Raw genomic sequence first — 15826 nt, forward strand, 5'->3', positions numbered from 1 at the left:
AATAGAGTTAAATACGTGCTGGCGGGATTGCTCTTATCCGTTTGTATGAGGCAGTCCGGGAAAGGTACTCCTCTCAGGCCAGGTTTACCCGGGGGTAAACCTGGCGGCAGGATCTCAGGAGGTGGACCCGGTCACTCCAGGCGATCAGTGGGCTGTACGGGAAACTCATGTCTTTATTGATAACAAAACAGAACATTATTTGCATTTCCGGCAATAATCCACCATTCACAACAATCCGGTGTTTTTTGTGCATGTTCTGCAATAATCCTTCTTCCTGTCTCCGGAGATCCGAAAAAAGCTAAAGCCGGAGAGTTGCTGTTGCACCTGCAATTCAGCGGGATAACACACATGAACGGCAGCAACGCGCATAAAGTACTTCCGCAAAGACTGACGATGTGGAAAATCCGGAAGCGGTTTTACATGTCTGCTCTTAATTAAATTAAGATATAAAATCATATACATACAAAGTTTTCAGTTGTTATCAGGCGGGCCGGGGAAATTTTCCGGAAGTACGTGAGTTGTCAGAACGCGGATTACGCGGATAAAAATTTTTACTGGAAATACCGGTAAACCGGGCTGTCCTGTGTTTCACATCTTCAGCAGCAGGCTGTATACGGTGCTTGACCGCTGTTCATCTGAGGCTAATGAGCAGCAGCAAACATTGAAGACAGCTTTAATGCCGAAAATGCTCCGGGTAATATATTCCTTACGCCAGGTTATTGTGAATTTATACAATGAGCAGTAACTGTCTGAATATTTAATAAAGTCCAGTTTTACACTCAATATCACCTCTCTTTTTGATTATTTTTTAAGGTGATGTCTCCGGATTAATTTGCGAAAATTAGTTGCGTTTTTATAAAGGTGAATAACACCCAATGTAAATCCAGTCGATAAATGTCTATTTAACCAAGAGTGATATGTAATGAAAAAAATTGTGAAGATTTGCGCAACCGCTGCTTTAGTGTTGTCATACGCTAATTCAACCTTCGCAGCAAACCAGAGTACCGACCTGAAAGTTCAGGGTACCCTGACCATGGGTTCCTGTACACCGACTTTATCTTCAGGCGGTGTGGTGGATTATGGAAAATTATCTATTGCCACCCTGGATGCGAGTGCGGTAAACCAGATGGGGGAGCATGACATTACTCTCTCTTTGACGTGCGTTAGCCCGACGAAAGTGGGTTTCAGTGTGGTGGATGACCGGACTGATAGTGTCGCTGACACTGCCCCCAGCATAAATGGTTTTAACGCTAAGCCTTCGCAGGAATTTGGTCTGGGTAAAACCGCAGGCGGAGTCAATTTAGGTTCATTTGCTATGCTGCCTTACAGTGACAGTGATCACACATTTATTGATGATAAACCTGGCTCCCTAACTGTTTCCTGGGATAAGGGCGCTCACTGGTTGCCGTCGACTGGTTTTGTAAACAATGATGGTTCTGAAATCGTGTCATTTGCCGATGCTAATGGTGCACCTGTTGCCCTGACGACCGCCTCTGATGTCATTGGTGTGAACGCAGCCATTCAGGATACAACTACGCTGGCTATCACCGATGATACATCCCTGGATGGTCAGGCAACCATTTCTGTTGTTTATCTTTAATAATCAAAGAGTTCAGCTCAATATAACCGGAAAAGATCGGTTATATTGAGTGATGACGCTGCCCCTGATACCACTTGAAGGGTTAGTTCATTTTTCTGTATTCTTCCGACCGGGCACTGATGATTTCGTGATGACTCAAGGAGGCATACGGCACTTTCCGGGCAAATCAGTCATTACCTGACACGCTTTCGGATGTATCCCTGTTCTTCCAAAGTTCTGCTATTTCGCTTCACCCCGAGCCACGTCACATCCGCCCCCCCCCCATTGCTGGAACAATAAATTAACTGGCCGCTGTGGGCACAGATGATGCAGGGATAACCGCGTGCAGACGGTTGTCCCCGTCATTCCTGTGAAGTATGTATCTCGTATTACTGACTTACAGATACACAAGACTGAGTGTGGCCAGGCCCTCATAGGGCTGATCATCGGTCAGGGCCAGCGTTTTCAGGCTTTGTACAACGGGATGCACCGACAATGTGGCTGTGGCCGTTTCTACTGCTAATGGTCGGGAGAAATCATCGGTACTTGAAAACGCCATGATATTGCTGCCGCTATTCGATGCTTTGGTTGAACTGGACGCCAGCTGCCACTGCGTGCCGCCATTGTCAGAATAAATAGTACGGGCAGGGGTGTTATTAACGACAGGAGTCGGCAGGCCTGAGTCTGCGACATACAAATAAAAGTGCCCGATATGTACCTGCGCAGGCGTCAGGCCAATGCCAAAACCGTAGGTCTGAATATCTGCACTGCCCCCATCGAGAGTATCCTGGCGGTCATCCTGAAACGAATATCCCACCACAACAGGCGCTGTACAGGTTATGTGCATATTGATGCTTCGGGTGTCCAGGCCACTGGGCGTATCAGTATAAAGATGACTGACAGGGAAATCGCCAAATTCCAGCACTCCTCCATTATCCAGCGATGGCGTACAGGCACCCTGTTCGACAGCGGCTTTTATCCGGATGTTTGTTGATGTTGCCCCCATGGTAAAAAAAGGTAACATGGTGAACGGCAGATAGCAGGCAAATCTTGAAAACCGTAGTTTCATTTCATTCCTTATTAAACAGAAAAAATGAGTAAGGCACTCTTCAGGGAATTCATTGTTAATACAGAGGGAATTATGAATGGTGAGATTAGTGCAACTAACATGCCCGCCATATATATTTATATTCTAAACCCTGTTATGGCGTGGCGAAACATCTTATCCGGATTAGAATTCACTAACTTAGGCTGGATTACTGCTATTATCAATAAGAGATTACAAATAAAGATCGCAAAATCGGACTCACTTTTAACTGTATTTATGGGTTATTTTTGGGGTGCTAAAAAACATCAGTCTCCGTAGAATATTGCTCATCAAGTATTCATTTTCTGTTTGATCAATATACACCCAACTGGAGACAATATGTTTTCTCTTAATCATTCTGCACGCCTGTTAACGCTGGCGCTGCTCATCAAATCCGTCACCGCGTTTGCGGCTGGTATGGTCCCGGAAACATCCCTTCTGCTGATTAACGAACAGGAGAAGGGAGGAAGTATTAATGTTAAGAATACTGACCCACATCCGTCCTTGCTGTATACCAGAATCGTTGATTTGCCTGATGATAAAGGAGTTCATCTGACACCAACACAACCCGTGTTGCGGGTTGAGCCAGATCAAACTCAACAATTACGGTTTATTCTGACCACCGATGCCCCGCTGACCACAGAGCATCTTAAGCGTGTGGTATTTGAAGGGATCCCCCCCAAAACGAAAAGCGATCATGGCCGGGTATCAATTAATATTCGTCAGGATCTTCCGGTGTTGATCCACCCGGCAAACTTACCTGTCATAAAAGATGCCTGGACACTTCTGAAGTGGAGCACCTCGGGTAACACACTGACCGTTCATAACGATTCACCCTATGTGGTCCGCCTGTCCGAGCAGGTGGTCGCTCAGCCTTCCGGTGTCCGGATGAAACTGACCCGCCCTTACATTCTGCCAGGTCAGACTCTCACAGCAAATTCGACGCAGTCTCTGGCGGGTGATCAGCGGCTCCAGTTCTTTCCGGCCAGCCGCTACGGTATTCAGGTAGCCAGCTATACCGCATCTCTGTCCAAATAACCTCTGCCGGATAAATATTTCATGGTCTCGTTATCACGTCGTTACTTGCCGGTAGCGGTGCTCTGCTGTCTGCCATCCGTATGGGCTTTTGCTTCAGATGCTCCGCTGGAGTTTGACAGCAGCATGTTAAAAGATCGAGGGCTCGATCCATCCCTGGGACAGTATTTTGCTGAAAAACCACGCTTTATGCCGGGCGTTAAAGTCGTCAATGTCGTGGTGAACGGAGATAAGAAAGGCAAGGTTGCCGCCACTTTTGGTCCGGATGGACAACTTTGCGCAACCCCCGGTTTCCTGCAGGGTGCATCGCTGGTTGTTCCGGCAGATCTGTCCGGGGCTCATGATGATGAACATCCTGATAAAGCGCATTGTTATGACTACACCCGGTCCTATCCCGGGAGCGTAATCACCCCCGTTCCGTCTCAGGAAGAGCTCGATCTGGTTGTGCCTCAGGACGCGGTGGATACCACTGGTGAGGGCGATCAGGTCCGGAATTATACGACGGGCGGTACCGCCGGTATTTTTAACTATTCGGCATTCACCACGCAGAACACGGGTAACGGAACCCGTACTGAAACAAAGCAGATGATGCTGGAAGAAGGTCTGAATATGCATGACTGGCTGCTGCGCAGCCGGCAGTCTTTAACCGAAGAGGACGGAAGTCGTCATACCGATAATCTGTATTCTTATCTTCAGCATACATTTGTCCGTCAGCAGAAAATTTTCCAGGCAGGCCAGATTAATACCGCAGGTTCAGTCTTTGCCGGTACTGCGATTTCCGGGATGCAGATCATGCCGGAAGACGCGCTGGATAATGAGGGCAACAGTGGCGTCATGGTTTCCGGTATTGCCCGCTCAGCACAGGCCCGGGTTGAAGTCAGACAATCCGGAAGAATGATCTATTCAACACTGGTTCCTGCGGGGCCCTTTTCGCTGAACGATGTCCCGGTTATCAGCAATAACGTCGGACTTGACGTCACGGTAACCGAAACAGATGGCAGCCGTAGTCATTTTCAGATCCCGGCAGACGCCATTAACAGCCATCAGTTGCGCAGCCCATCCGGCCTGTCTGCTGCGGTGGGACGGTATCGCAGTGATACGGACAGCTCGTCTTCTCCCCTGCTGGCAACCATGTCCGATGGCTGGAGAATTTCACCGCGCGTCAATATTGGTAGTGGGCTGCTGGCTGCCGAGGATTATGATGCTGCAGCGCTCACCCTGGATACGCTGGCTTTTCGCCAGCTCCTGATATCGGCAACCCTGAAAGGATCTGCTGACCAGAAACATGACGTCAATGGACACAGTACGACGCTTGCGGCCAGTTATATGCTGGGCAGCAAGGTCAGCATGGACGTCAGTATGACGCGTTACAGTTCAGGGTACAGAGAACTTGAAGACGCTGTGTCTGATGACGATGACTTTGAACAGTACCAGGGGCAGTATTCCGCAGGTCTGCACTTGTCTCTGCCGGATTATGGTTCTTTTTCATTCCGGTACTCGCAAAACCAGGCGACATCCGGCGGGCAGGGTAGCCAGTATATCAACGCCGCCTGGGGAAAATCGTTTGGTCGTGTCAGCCTGAATATCAGCTGGCAGCACTCCCTCGGTCAGGAAGAGGATGAGCAGGATAACAGCCGTGTCAGCGATGATGATGGAGATACCGTCTTTGTTAACCTGAGCCTGCCAATTGGTGGCCAGAGGATCAGTGCTTATTCGCATACCCTTCACCATGAAACGAATACGGGCGTGCAGGCCAGTGGTGATGTGGGCGACAGCTCAAACTATTCACTCTCTGCCGAACGTAATGTCAGTACCGGAGAGAATGGCTTTAATGGCTCGCTTAACAGCAACCTGCATTACACCCGTGTTGGCGTCAGTGCAGGGATGAACGGCTCAGATGAACGAAATTACAGCCTGGCACTGTCGGGCGGGATGGTGGCACATAAAGATGGCCTCACCTTCTCCCCATGGGCGGTCAAGGATACCTTTGCCATAGTGGATGCCGGAAAGGACTTACCGGGCACCCGGATCTCAACCCCTTCCGGGGATGTCTGGACGGATCACTGGGGGCGTGCTGTTGTGCCGTCCGTCAATCCTTATCACAAGGTTCGTGTTGAACTCGATCCTGCCAGTCTGCCGGATAATGTGGATGTGGAAAACGGCTTTGGCGAAATTGCTGCCGGTCGTGGGGCCGTGGGCGCACTGCACTTTAATACGCTACATGTTCACCGGGCCATGTTACATGTCCGGATGGCCAATGGCAGCGTGCTCAGAAAGGGCAGCACCATCGTGGATGGCGCAGGCCAGTATGCAGCGACAGTGGTGGATGACGGGATACTGTTCATCGAAGATGTCAGCCATCAGCCTCAGCTTTTCCTTATGGATAAGGCGAATCACCAGGTATGCCAGATTGAGTATCAGGCTTCTCCGGAAGCAGAAAGTCATGTGTTTGAGAACATCACAGGGGTATGCAAATGAAGCGCTGTCTTCGTGTTCTTATGTTTCTTGTCTCCGTAATGACAGCATCGTCCCCGGCTTTTGCGGACTGTAATGTCACCGTTTCTGACAACAATGTCGATTATGGCCGAATCAGCAGTAATGAGGTGAGTCAGCATCATGGCGACTGGTACGCGCTCGATGAGCGTGATGTCAGGATCATCGCAGTTTGCAGTGAACCCCAGGCTATGGCCCTTTTCATCAGCGACAGCTCAGGATTGCGGCGTTTCCGGTTTGGTGACAGTGGTGATCTTGTGGTCACGGCACAGCAGGGAATGCTGGATGGCCGGCGTGTTGATTTGGGGAAAAGCCGTACCCATGGCGCATTTTCGCCAACGGGAACCCGAAACAGAAAAGCGTTACTGGTTCTCAATAACGAAGGCCTTCTCCCGGTTCGCGGAGGAGAGGTCGCCATCGGGCAGCAATTTTCAGTTGTTCTGCACCTCAGACCGGCACTGAAAGCCGGACAACTTTCTTCATCCGGCGAAGAAGAACTGCTGACCAACCTGAACGTGCAGCTCGAGACACAATAGCTTTCTGATGCAGAACAGTCAGAGCCGGCATCCCTGATTTGCCGGTTCTGCACTATCTTTAACAGTAATAACAATGAGGGGAAAACATGTGATGACGAACGCCAAGGAAAATATTCAGCAGCTAATTGATGGTTTATCGCAGAAACAATCTATTTTTTCGAAAAGGAAAAACCAGGTTATTACGATGGATGGTTTTTCAGAACGCAATATTATCCTCTTTCATCAGGGGATTGTCTCAGTGTGCCGGCTCAGCGATGACCGGCTCCTGGCTAACTTCACGGCCCCCCGGGTTTTCGGGATAAATTACTATCTCGATGAAGTTTTCACGTATTTCAGGGCCTGTACTGATGTCAGCTATGAATTTGTGCCACTCGTTGTGGCAGAAAAGATCATCGCCGACAAAAATCTATGGAAAGAAGTTGCAGTCAACCATATGGTTACCCTCAACCAGATCTTCCGCTATGTCAATCACATGGCAGGAGTATCCAGCTATGCACAAATTATTAATTGTCTGTATCAGTTGCAGGCAGAGCCTGACATCATTCGACTTCGGCGTACCGCTGCCGATTACATTGTTGAAAAAAGCGGGTTGTCCCGTAGTACGGTTATGAAAATGCTGGCTCAGCTCAAAACTGAAGGTAAATTACTGATGAGTAAGGGGCTCCTGATGGATGTCCGCAATCTGGAATAATATAATCGCGCTGTTAAGCGGAATATCATAAGATGATGAATAATTATCCGGCAAAATATTCCGCCTTTCCCTTAGTGTTTCTGCCACGCTCTCCTGCTTTTACACCATGTGCCATTTTCGTCCTGTTAAACCAAATAAAAGATAAAACCGGGTGTATTTTTGCATCCGGTATCGGATTTTATTTTGCTGCATTATTGGCTGGATTATTACGCTGTAAAAAACGACAATGCCTGCGGTGGCATGAAAAGTGAACAACAGCCTTATGCCCGCGTTCACCCCGGCGTCATATAATGCTGATGCCGGCACACCAATCCTGGACACTGATACACTGTCGATAATCAGTGATACCCCGCTGGCTGGGCAGGGCACAATTCCCATAATGTATCTGTCATTAGCCATCCAGTCTTCCGGAGAAACCCACTTTACCCGGTTGTTATTTTGAGCGAACAGACCTTTATCTGATATTGCCCGGCCAGGACTGTTTTCAGGCTTAATAATAATTATTATAAACCCATATAAAATTTTATTTATCGGCTAAGGAATAATTAACTCTGACTCTGGTTTGTTTTTTATGTGTTTTCGCCATGTTTTTATCTCAGTTCTGGTTTGTTTTTCTTCGGTCACTTTTGCTTTTGACCATATCCTCCCGGAAGCATGGGAAGCGGGTCGACGGGTTGCCCCGCCCGTGAATACCGCTCAGCCCGTCAGCCACGCTCATCTGAAGCAGAGTATCATGCAGGAGTTCCTGTCATGGCAGGGAACGCGCTACCAGTGGGGCGGCAATAACCGGCAGGGAATTGATTGTTCCGCCTTCAGTCGCCGGGTGGTTGCGGCAGTGTTACATCGCTCCCTGCCCCGCACAGCGCTGGCACAAAGCCGGACGGGCGTGGAGGTTAGCCAGTCGTCGCTGCAAGCCGGTGACCTGGTCTTTTTCCTGACGCAGCCCGGGGTCCACCACGTTGGTATTTATATTGGCAACCGCCAGTTTATTCATGCTTCCAGTTCGCAGGGAGTCACCCTGTCTTCTTTATCAGATCCTTACTGGCAGGAGCATTACCAGATGGCGCGCCGGGTTACTGCCTAGCGGACCTGCAGGAACGCTTCACGGGATGATGCGCAGTATATCTGTATAAATCTGTTTTCACCGGCTTTATGCAGTACGGGAAGCGGCCTTAAAAACCCTGGTGACAGGAGATTTTCTGCTGCCTGGTACCGGCTCCGGCTTGTGCGGACAAAGTACCGGGCAGGAGTTCCTTTTTTTAAGGCTATTACCGTCGTTATGATTTCAGAATACCGGCCAGGCCAGTGGCGGCAGCAGGCGGGCGGCCCGGATGGCATCCACGTCGGCACGAAACTGCTTTTCTTCCGCCATCCAGAACAGGTGGCGGCGAAACAGCTGCAGCGCCGGCAGTTCATGCCCTGCAGCTTCGATGAACAGTGCACAGGTCAGCGAGATCCCCTGTGGCAGCAGCGGAATGCCGGTCTCAAGCTGACGTACACGCAGGGCAAGCCAGGGAACGGCCCCCATCATGATACGCTGCAGATCCGCCTCACTGCCGATGTTCAGCAGCCGGCAGTATTCGCGGTTTTCTGAGAGTGTCTGGCCAGCGTCATACCAGTTATCCGTGAGCGGCAGGCCGGTGACTGCGGCCAGCTCTTTATCCATCAGCGCGACCAGCTCGCTGGTTCGTGAGAAATTACCGATCAGATCCCCAAACGCAGCCGACAGAAAAGCCTGCAGAAAATCACTTTTCGATTTGCCGGCGGCTTTTGCCTGGGCGGTGATGGCCGCATCGACGTCAGCAGGTACATGTCGCACCGTCAGGGTGGAGAATGCCGCATCCTGTGATTTTTTCATGCCATTATTCATTATGCTTATATTCCTCACCATAATCACATTTGATGTATTTTACGTCTTGTATTGCAGTTATGCATCAGTATTTAAAATATGCATCACTTTTCATTGGTGGTACCTTTCTGTTTTATTTGCCTGCATTCCGGCATCGCTGATGCCCTGCAGGGCTCGCCTTTTTTCCCGGGATCCGAAAACTCATTGTTCCGGATCTTCCGGAACCCCTCCGGCGCGAAGCGGCGCATAAACACAATATGTAGCGGTGTAATCAGCTGCTCATGACGCTATATGTTGTGCCTCTCCCCTGCCGCGTGACTTGGTGCCCAGCGGCCGATATTGCCGCTTTGCTTATTTCCCCGCCGTGGTACACTTCCGGAAAGTTGTGATACGCCAGAAAATCGGATCTACCGGAAACGGTCATCCGGTAATTTACATGAGTGGCTATATGGCTTCTTATTATCAGCCTGAAAATGATTACGGCAGGGAAAATCATCCAGGTGACAGACGCAGGGTTGTGCTTAGCCGATTATGCTGCACGGCATAATTGCTCTGAGTGACTATTTTAGAGGTAATGGTATTGCCGAAAACTCTTCGAGAAGTTTGTGATTTTCTGACCAAATGCGGTCATCAGTATCTTTGGCTGGACTGGCGTTCATGGTCTTCTAATCCGAAACCACAACACCTCAATGAACAACCGTTTGTCACATCCTGTTCGGGACGAGAGCTTGCTGAGTATGACGGAGCCACATGGTATTTCATCAACTGTACCGAGTATCTCCATTTCAATGCCATCGACGATTTTGATAACCCGGCAACGACTAAACATGCCTATCTGACAGCCGATGATATTGAAACTCACAGAATATACTCAGGCCTATAGCTCGTCTTGGTGTGCGAGTGATTATGCAGGCGGGATTTATCAATCAACAAGGAACAAACATGGCTGACTGGTTTATTGCGACCGAAGGTGTGAAGGTAGTGAAGGACAGCGCCAGCCTGTGGCCGCAAATCATTACGGCGGTTACATCTGCCGGTGCTGCATTCGGTGGTGTGTGGTACGGGCAGTGGCGGATAACACAGCGAGAGAAAGAAGCTGCAGCTGCGAAGCTGGCCAGCGAACTTTTCTTTATCGGCACGGAATTGATCTGCCTATTGGAACATTTTGCCGATCAGTGCAGTGATGTTACCTGCGATTCAGATCCTGATAAACAATACTGGTCGGTTAAAGAACTGCCTCTCCTCCGTCTGGAGGGCATCGATGGCGACTGGCGTTCTTTGCCCGCTGAGATGCTTTTCCGGCTCCGCAACCTGCCGGCCCTGAACAGGGAAGCCCAGTATGTTATTGAAGGCGTATTCCGGTACGGCGCACCTTATGAAGTCATGGAATGCGCCCGGTACCAGTATGCATGTCTCGGACTGAAAGTGCTGCTGATGGCCTGGCGCCTACGCCGGGTATGCGACCTTCCACCACCACGTGAAGGGGAACTGTGCCGGAGAATAGGAGCCGTTCTATGGCGAAACCGGCGAGCGCTGTGGCCCCGGCATGTCATACGGCAGCTGAAGGAGAAAAATGACCTGTGAAACTAAATCCTTTGAACGCACTGCATGAAAACGAAGCCGCAGATGACATTATCGCCTTACTGAAGCTCTGTCAGCAGCTGCAGTCGGAAAAGGACGGCCGGGAACGACCAGCTCCCGGAACATATTCCCGCAATGAGGATGAATTTGCCGATCGTATCCGTTCCGCATGCGGACACGCCCTGCAGCTGCGCCGGCTGCTGCCGATGACGACGACCCTGAGCGCCATTAGCGCCGGGATGGAACGCCGCCGGGGCGAAATCAGTTTACTCCCGGGCGAGGATTACGCACAGAAAGCACTGGCACGACTTACAGTGCAATACCTGTCCAGCGGGGACCATAAACAATGATGCCGGCAATACCAGGCCAGGGCGTTTCTTTTTCTGCCACGCAGCTGCCGGTGGCCATCGACTATCCTGCCGCACTGGCCCTGCGTCAGATGGCGCTCGTTCAGGACGAACTGCCGAAATATCTGCTGGCGCCGGAAGTGAGTGCCCTGCTCTACTATATACCCGATCTCCACCGCAAGATGTTGCTGGCAACCCTCTGGAATACCGGCGCGCGCATTAACGAGGCGCTGGCGCTGACCCGGAGTGATTTTTCCCTGATGCCGCCCTATCCGTTCGTGCAGCTGGCCACACTCAAGCAGCGGGCGGAGAAAGCGGCCCGAACGGCCGGCCGCTCACCTGCCGGTAGTCAGGCGCATCGCCTGGTTCCGCTTTCCGATACGAACTATGTCAGCCAGCTGGAGATGATGGTGGCCACACTGAAAATACCTCTTGAACGACGTAACAAGCGCACCGGCAGAACCGAGAAGGCGCGCATCTGGGATATTACCGATCGGACGGTCCGCACCTGGCTCAGTGAAGCGGTTGAAGCGGCTGCGGCCGACGGGGTGACGTTTTCCGTGCCGGTGACACCGCACACGTTCCGTCACAGCTATGCCATGCACATGCTGTATGCCGGAATTCCACTGAAGGTGCTGCAGAGTCTTATGGGACACAAGAGCATCAGCTCGACGGAAGTTTATACGAAGGTATTTGCACTCGATGTTGCTGCACGGCATCGTGTTCAGTTCCAGATGCCGGAGACTGATGCGGTTGCATTGCTAAAAAGCAATAATAACAAAGATAATAAGAACGCAGGTTAATAAGATGACAAGTTACCATACTAATAAGTTAATAGGTTAATAAGTTAATAACTTAATAAGTTAATAAACAGATAGTTTGTTACTCAATCAAAACGCCAACAACCGAACATGTTATCTACATAACATGTTCGTAAGTTGGTAAGTTGGTAAGTTGGTAAGTTGGTAAGTTGGTAAGTTGGTTTGAATTATCTATTTTAATCTCGATTTTTCAATAAGTTGAGATATTTCTTCTCTTGATAAATTTCCTAATGCCATCACAGCAGCTCTTACCACATCTGACCTATTAACTCTGCTACGCCCTGAAAGCATCTCCTCCCTTATGATATTGTCAATTGAGTTAAGATTCTCATCAGCGAGAGAGATGCTGACTGGTTTGGCTTTACTACCAGCAGGTTTTTTACTTGGTTCGTCTAAATTTTTTGCAGTGAGACCAGCCGTACCTCCGTTTATAAACGAAGCTTCGTCCCTTGCTGGGGTATTTGCTCTATTCCTCACAGAATGATCTCCTTAACCAGAGCTTCAATTTCTTCTTGGGCTTTGATGTTCTGCGTTTCGAAAATTGTCATCGATTCAGCCCAGGCATCCCTATGAGCCTTTCTGTCACAAACGCGAGCTTCAGATAGCTTCATTTCAGGGAAGTCTTTGAGAACATCTGCTGCCTGATTAGCTTCATTCACGAACATGTTCGTTGGTGTCATATTCAACACCAAATATCCACGAACACATTCATTGAAATCCTTTGCAGCAGTAAAAACTGAGCATGTATGCGGTACGACGTCTAAATCCATCTGAGATGGGCGCAGAGGGGAAATAAACACGTCTGCAGCCATTAATCCACTACGCATCTCCGCACTATCGCGGCCAGCACAATCGGCGATAACAAAATCATAAGATTTTTCATGCTCTTTGAGCATAGCTTTAATGTTGCCGGACGCTCCTGTCACAGGCATATGAGGTAAATTTTCTGGTCGATTGTTATACCAAGTTAACACTGATTTTTGATCGTCTGCATCTACAATAAGCACTCGCTTTCCTAATCCCATAAGATATGCAGCGATGGATACTGCGAGTGTACTTTTACCTACTCCGCCTTTTTGACTACCAAGAACAATGATCATCTTACAACCCCTCATCTTTGTTATCTTGTTAAGATGATATGATAACAAAAAAAGATTTTCAACAAACATCGACTCTGTTAACTTGATATGATATTAACTTAATATGTTATTAATAATCACATTATCAGTAACTTAATTACTTAAATGATATCTTAACAAATAATTAAGTTAATAACTTAATAAAGTGGCAACACTATTGAATTACGGAGTAAATCAATGGAACTAGTGTGGAAAACGAATCCGAGGGGCCAACTTGAAAGGAAACTGAATCTGGCGGAGCGAGAGGCATTGCTGCATGTTTTTAGTAACGGTCGTAAACCCGCTCAGGCTGATTTACGAATAGCCTACAAAATTCTTGAAGAAATGGATCGCAGCAATCTGTGGTTAAAGTGTGATTGCGTTGAGCAAGACCCGAACACAGAAGGTCCATTTAATTGTGAGGTTAACGTTGCAAGGTTACGCCACGTTAAGACTACAAGACCACATGATGAACAATGCCCTCTGTTCAGGCTAAAGAAGAGTAAAGATGCCGATAACACGGCCACTGAAGGAAAAACCAGCCCACTAAACCCGGTAGGTGGAAACGACTGGTTACCAGTAAAGAAGAAAGAAACCAGAATCACTTCTTTGGAAGGGCCGGTAGTTCCCGGAAAGCGTCGACGCAAAACGCTTAAACCCATTCCTGCTCTGGGTCGAAAATTGCTGACACTCATTCAGGCAGCCGGCCTGAATCAAATTGAACTTGTACCAGAGTTTCAAAGTCCGGGGCTTGTCGGTTCGATCAACAAAATAAAAGATGTGCTGGATGAACATTCAATGGGCAATGGAACACTGCTGAATATGCTGTTCAGCTGCGCGCCCTGGCTGTCCCCCGAACGGATTAACGACATGTTGACCCAACTGGAAGTCTCTCTGGGAAAAGATAGCAGTGATAAGGAGGCATGCGTGTATGTCATTGGTATTGCGACCGATGCCAATCGGGAAGAAGTAACCTTCACCGTTCGGGGTAATACTTTTGTCCATAGGCCTGAAGCCCGCGTCAGCATCAATGGAGAAAGCACATACAACGCTGGCAGCCGGGCGCCTTACTGGGCAATACTGGAATACCGTAGAGGGAGAGATGGGAAAATTTACTGCCATGAAGGCTATGCGCATGCCGCATATACGCTGGATAATCCGGTGCCAGTGGATAGCAATAAAGAGCGCGACACTCTTAAGGTAATAATTAACGCCAGCAGCTATGCAGGCCGTCAGGCCAATCATCCGGAGGCGATCAGCCTCAGCAAGCCACTCTTCACGTCGAAGAGCATTATGAATGGGGTGGAAGAGGTCATTCATCCTGATTTCATACTGAATGTGGTACCTAGAAAGGAAAATACAGTTATCACTTTCATCATTGAAACAATGGGCTCTGAATCCGAGGAATATGTTGCGCGAAAACAACAAACACATAGCTGGATGGAGCAGGAGGGCGTGCTCTTAACAGATCCTCCGGGCTGGCCAGAACCTTCAGACAGGACATTTAATAGCTTCTTGCTCAAAAACATTTTTAGTGCAGGAAAAATGCACCAGTAGGTACAACTAGAGATGTTGATTTCAAACAGTGACAATAAACCCTCAACTTGAAGTGAAGTGCATAATCCGTAGTGTGACAAACTACCCTCAGGGCTGAGGGAGAATGTGACAAGCTGCACTGAGGTAACTGTGACAAATTGCCCTCATTAAGTGTTTTTAAATTACAAATCGGCACCATTTTGTACCTGAACACCAGATGGGGCAATGGAAAGTGGTCTGTACTGTGACAAATCACCCTCAGATCTTTAATTTTGGTGTGACATACCGCCCTCTGAACTGTGACAGATAACCCTCATATTTACACAGGTTGAATAGAGGTTATATCACTGAAAGAAAAGACTATATGCGTTGTCTGACGGCCTTTCTTTTTCTCGATATAAGAAAGACGCATTGGCGTTCTGCTGTTGATCTCATCGACGCTCGCCTGCAAAAAGCGACGGCGAAAGTCTGGCATACGCTGATAGCTCTGGGGGAGCTGGTAGCGTTCCATGATCCATTCTATTTTGAGGGACACAACGCCCGAGCCATCTGGTTTACGATACTGGCAAAGAGACTCGTAAAGACGCATGGCATAAGGATTGGTAATCTCTTTCGTTTCACTGAGCCGAAACTGTGTAAAACGGTTCTGAAGACCAATGAAGAAAGGAATTAAATAAGGGTTGATATGCACGCTGTACAGTCCTCTGGAAGGGCTGTGTGCACGTTTGATAAACCAAGGAAAAGATTCATATCCCTTTTCTTCACCTGCATCTTCTTCAGGGCGATAGAAGACAACTTCCTTACCCGCGAACCCCTTAAGCGCCTGACGGATATCCTTACTGGCCTCAGCTGATGTCAGCCCGAAGGTCTCCGCGTATTTAGCTACCTGTATTTCACAGATCCCATCATGTTCCTGAAGTGTGCCATCAGATTTTCTAATCTGGTCTACAAAGAGATAAAGCATACGCTTCTGGTCTCGGGAGAGACTATATGCCGCTTCAGTCAATTCATTTGACTGGACAATTCGCGGGCTATTCTTACGTTTTTTATGGTTGATAACCGCAACTTCCGTCATGACAGATCCGTGTAAAGTGTGACAGGTTTTTAGATTGTCACACTAAATGAAAAAGAGTCAACAGGTAGGGATAACTTT

Annotated in this window: 16 protein-coding genes; 10 read left to right on the top strand and 6 right to left on the bottom strand. The window is 48.7% G+C overall.

The features are described from left to right. Positions 1–922 precede the first annotated feature (922 nt). Positions 923–1600 (top strand): DUF1120 domain-containing protein, encoded by a 678-nt coding sequence (locus F3J31_RS21610; protein ID WP_167215392.1) that lies wholly within the window; start codon positions 923–925, stop codon positions 1598–1600. A 376-nt stretch (positions 1601–1976) separates the two neighbouring features. On the opposite strand, the gene F3J31_RS21615 is transcribed toward F3J31_RS21610, so the two are convergent. Then, the gene (locus F3J31_RS21615) at positions 1977–2648 is read right to left on the bottom strand and encodes a DUF1120 domain-containing protein (protein WP_167215395.1); all 672 of its coding nucleotides are present in this window, start codon (positions 2646–2648) and stop codon (positions 1977–1979) included. A 357-nt stretch (positions 2649–3005) separates the two neighbouring features. Here F3J31_RS21615 and F3J31_RS21620 point away from each other — a divergent pair, with 357 nt between their 5' ends. From F3J31_RS21620 to F3J31_RS21635, 4 genes are all read left to right on the top strand, one after another. Further along, positions 3006–3704, top strand: coding sequence for a fimbria/pilus chaperone family protein (locus tag F3J31_RS21620; protein ID WP_167215398.1), 699 nt, complete (start codon positions 3006–3008; stop codon positions 3702–3704). Positions 3705–3725: 21 nt separating this feature from the next. Beyond that, positions 3726–6179: a fimbrial biogenesis usher protein gene (locus F3J31_RS21625; RefSeq protein ID WP_167215401.1), complete on the top strand. Its 2454-nt coding sequence runs from the start codon at positions 3726–3728 to the stop codon at positions 6177–6179. Continuing rightward, on the top strand, positions 6176–6730 hold the full coding sequence (locus F3J31_RS21630) for a hypothetical protein (RefSeq protein ID WP_167215404.1): 555 nt from the start codon (positions 6176–6178) through the stop codon (positions 6728–6730). Before F3J31_RS21625 ends, F3J31_RS21630 begins: the two co-directional genes overlap by 4 nt. Positions 6731–6821: 91 nt before the next feature. After that, positions 6822–7421: a helix-turn-helix domain-containing protein gene (locus F3J31_RS21635; RefSeq protein ID WP_240152789.1), complete on the top strand. Its 600-nt coding sequence runs from the start codon at positions 6822–6824 to the stop codon at positions 7419–7421. 99 nt (positions 7422–7520) lie between these two features. Here the strand turns inward: F3J31_RS21635 and F3J31_RS21640 are convergent, their stop codons facing one another. Continuing rightward, on the bottom strand, positions 7521–7820 hold the full coding sequence (locus F3J31_RS21640) for a hypothetical protein (RefSeq protein ID WP_167215410.1): 300 nt from the start codon (positions 7818–7820) through the stop codon (positions 7521–7523). Between the two features lie 286 nt (positions 7821–8106). Between F3J31_RS21640 and F3J31_RS21645 the strand changes: the two genes are divergently transcribed. Continuing rightward, positions 8107–8505, top strand: coding sequence for an NlpC/P60 family protein (locus tag F3J31_RS21645; RefSeq protein ID WP_345790473.1), 399 nt, complete (start codon positions 8107–8109; stop codon positions 8503–8505). A 201-nt stretch (positions 8506–8706) separates the two neighbouring features. Here the strand turns inward: F3J31_RS21645 and F3J31_RS21650 are convergent, their stop codons facing one another. After that, the gene (locus tag F3J31_RS21650) at positions 8707–9279 is read right to left on the bottom strand and encodes a hypothetical protein (RefSeq protein WP_240152786.1); all 573 of its coding nucleotides are present in this window, start codon (positions 9277–9279) and stop codon (positions 8707–8709) included. Between the two features lie 933 nt (positions 9280–10212). Between F3J31_RS21650 and F3J31_RS21655 the strand changes: the two genes are divergently transcribed. Genes F3J31_RS21655 through F3J31_RS21665 form a run of 3 tightly spaced genes read left to right on the top strand, consistent with a single transcriptional unit; the run spans position 10213 to position 12001 of the window. Beyond that, the gene (locus tag F3J31_RS21655) at positions 10213–10854 is read left to right on the top strand and encodes a hypothetical protein (RefSeq protein WP_167215419.1); all 642 of its coding nucleotides are present in this window, start codon (positions 10213–10215) and stop codon (positions 10852–10854) included. Beyond that, positions 10851–11201 (top strand): hypothetical protein, encoded by a 351-nt coding sequence (locus tag F3J31_RS21660; protein WP_167215422.1) that lies wholly within the window; start codon positions 10851–10853, stop codon positions 11199–11201. Before F3J31_RS21655 ends, F3J31_RS21660 begins: the two co-directional genes overlap by 4 nt. Next, positions 11198–12001 (top strand): site-specific integrase, encoded by an 804-nt coding sequence (locus F3J31_RS21665; RefSeq protein WP_167215425.1) that lies wholly within the window; start codon positions 11198–11200, stop codon positions 11999–12001. Before F3J31_RS21660 ends, F3J31_RS21665 begins: the two co-directional genes overlap by 4 nt. 189 nt (positions 12002–12190) lie before the next feature. Here F3J31_RS21665 and F3J31_RS21670 read toward each other — a convergent pair whose 3' ends face one another. Then, on the bottom strand, positions 12191–12496 hold the full coding sequence (locus F3J31_RS21670) for a hypothetical protein (protein ID WP_167215429.1): 306 nt from the start codon (positions 12494–12496) through the stop codon (positions 12191–12193). Then, positions 12493–13119: a ParA family plasmid-partitioning AAA ATPase gene (locus tag F3J31_RS21675; RefSeq protein WP_167215432.1), complete on the bottom strand. Its 627-nt coding sequence runs from the start codon at positions 13117–13119 to the stop codon at positions 12493–12495. The genes F3J31_RS21670 and F3J31_RS21675 overlap by 4 nt, the downstream gene beginning before the upstream one ends. A gap of 216 nt (positions 13120–13335) precedes the next feature. Here F3J31_RS21675 and F3J31_RS21680 point away from each other — a divergent pair, with 216 nt between their 5' ends. Beyond that, on the top strand, positions 13336–14694 hold the full coding sequence (locus tag F3J31_RS21680) for a hypothetical protein (protein WP_167215435.1): 1359 nt from the start codon (positions 13336–13338) through the stop codon (positions 14692–14694). Positions 14695–14992: 298 nt separating this feature from the next. On the opposite strand, the gene repE is transcribed toward F3J31_RS21680, so the two are convergent. After that, on the bottom strand, positions 14993–15748 hold the full coding sequence (gene repE / locus F3J31_RS21685) for a replication initiation protein RepE (protein ID WP_023337966.1): 756 nt from the start codon (positions 15746–15748) through the stop codon (positions 14993–14995). Positions 15749–15826 lie beyond the last annotated feature (78 nt).

Source organism: Enterobacter sp. Acro-832 (assembly GCF_011752745.1).
Lineage (GTDB): Bacteria > Pseudomonadota > Gammaproteobacteria > Enterobacterales > Enterobacteriaceae > Enterobacter > Enterobacter quasiroggenkampii.

What these genes read in the sequence shown, in the direction of transcription:
- F3J31_RS21665 (WP_167215425.1), top strand. Translation starts at nt 11,198, where the DNA reads ATGATGCCGGCAATACCAGGCCAGGGCGTTTCTTTTTCTGCCACGCAG.
- repE (WP_023337966.1), bottom strand. Translation starts at nt 15,748, where the DNA reads ATGACGGAAGTTGCGGTTATCAACCATAAAAAACGTAAGAATAGCCCG.
- F3J31_RS21680 (WP_167215435.1), top strand. Translation starts at nt 13,336, where the DNA reads ATGGAACTAGTGTGGAAAACGAATCCGAGGGGCCAACTTGAAAGGAAA.
- F3J31_RS21620 (WP_167215398.1), top strand. Translation starts at nt 3,006, where the DNA reads ATGTTTTCTCTTAATCATTCTGCACGCCTGTTAACGCTGGCGCTGCTC.
- F3J31_RS21610 (WP_167215392.1), top strand. Translation starts at nt 923, where the DNA reads ATGAAAAAAATTGTGAAGATTTGCGCAACCGCTGCTTTAGTGTTGTCA.
- F3J31_RS21630 (WP_167215404.1), top strand. Translation starts at nt 6,176, where the DNA reads ATGAAGCGCTGTCTTCGTGTTCTTATGTTTCTTGTCTCCGTAATGACA.
- F3J31_RS21640 (WP_167215410.1), bottom strand. Translation starts at nt 7,820, where the DNA reads ATGGCTAATGACAGATACATTATGGGAATTGTGCCCTGCCCAGCCAGC.
- F3J31_RS21625 (WP_167215401.1), top strand. Translation starts at nt 3,726, where the DNA reads ATGGTCTCGTTATCACGTCGTTACTTGCCGGTAGCGGTGCTCTGCTGT.
- F3J31_RS21635 (WP_240152789.1), top strand. Translation starts at nt 6,822, where the DNA reads ATGACGAACGCCAAGGAAAATATTCAGCAGCTAATTGATGGTTTATCG.
- F3J31_RS21655 (WP_167215419.1), top strand. Translation starts at nt 10,213, where the DNA reads ATGGCTGACTGGTTTATTGCGACCGAAGGTGTGAAGGTAGTGAAGGAC.
- F3J31_RS21675 (WP_167215432.1), bottom strand. Translation starts at nt 13,119, where the DNA reads ATGATCATTGTTCTTGGTAGTCAAAAAGGCGGAGTAGGTAAAAGTACA.
- F3J31_RS21650 (WP_240152786.1), bottom strand. Translation starts at nt 9,279, where the DNA reads ATGAAAAAATCACAGGATGCGGCATTCTCCACCCTGACGGTGCGACAT.
- F3J31_RS21615 (WP_167215395.1), bottom strand. Translation starts at nt 2,648, where the DNA reads ATGAAACTACGGTTTTCAAGATTTGCCTGCTATCTGCCGTTCACCATG.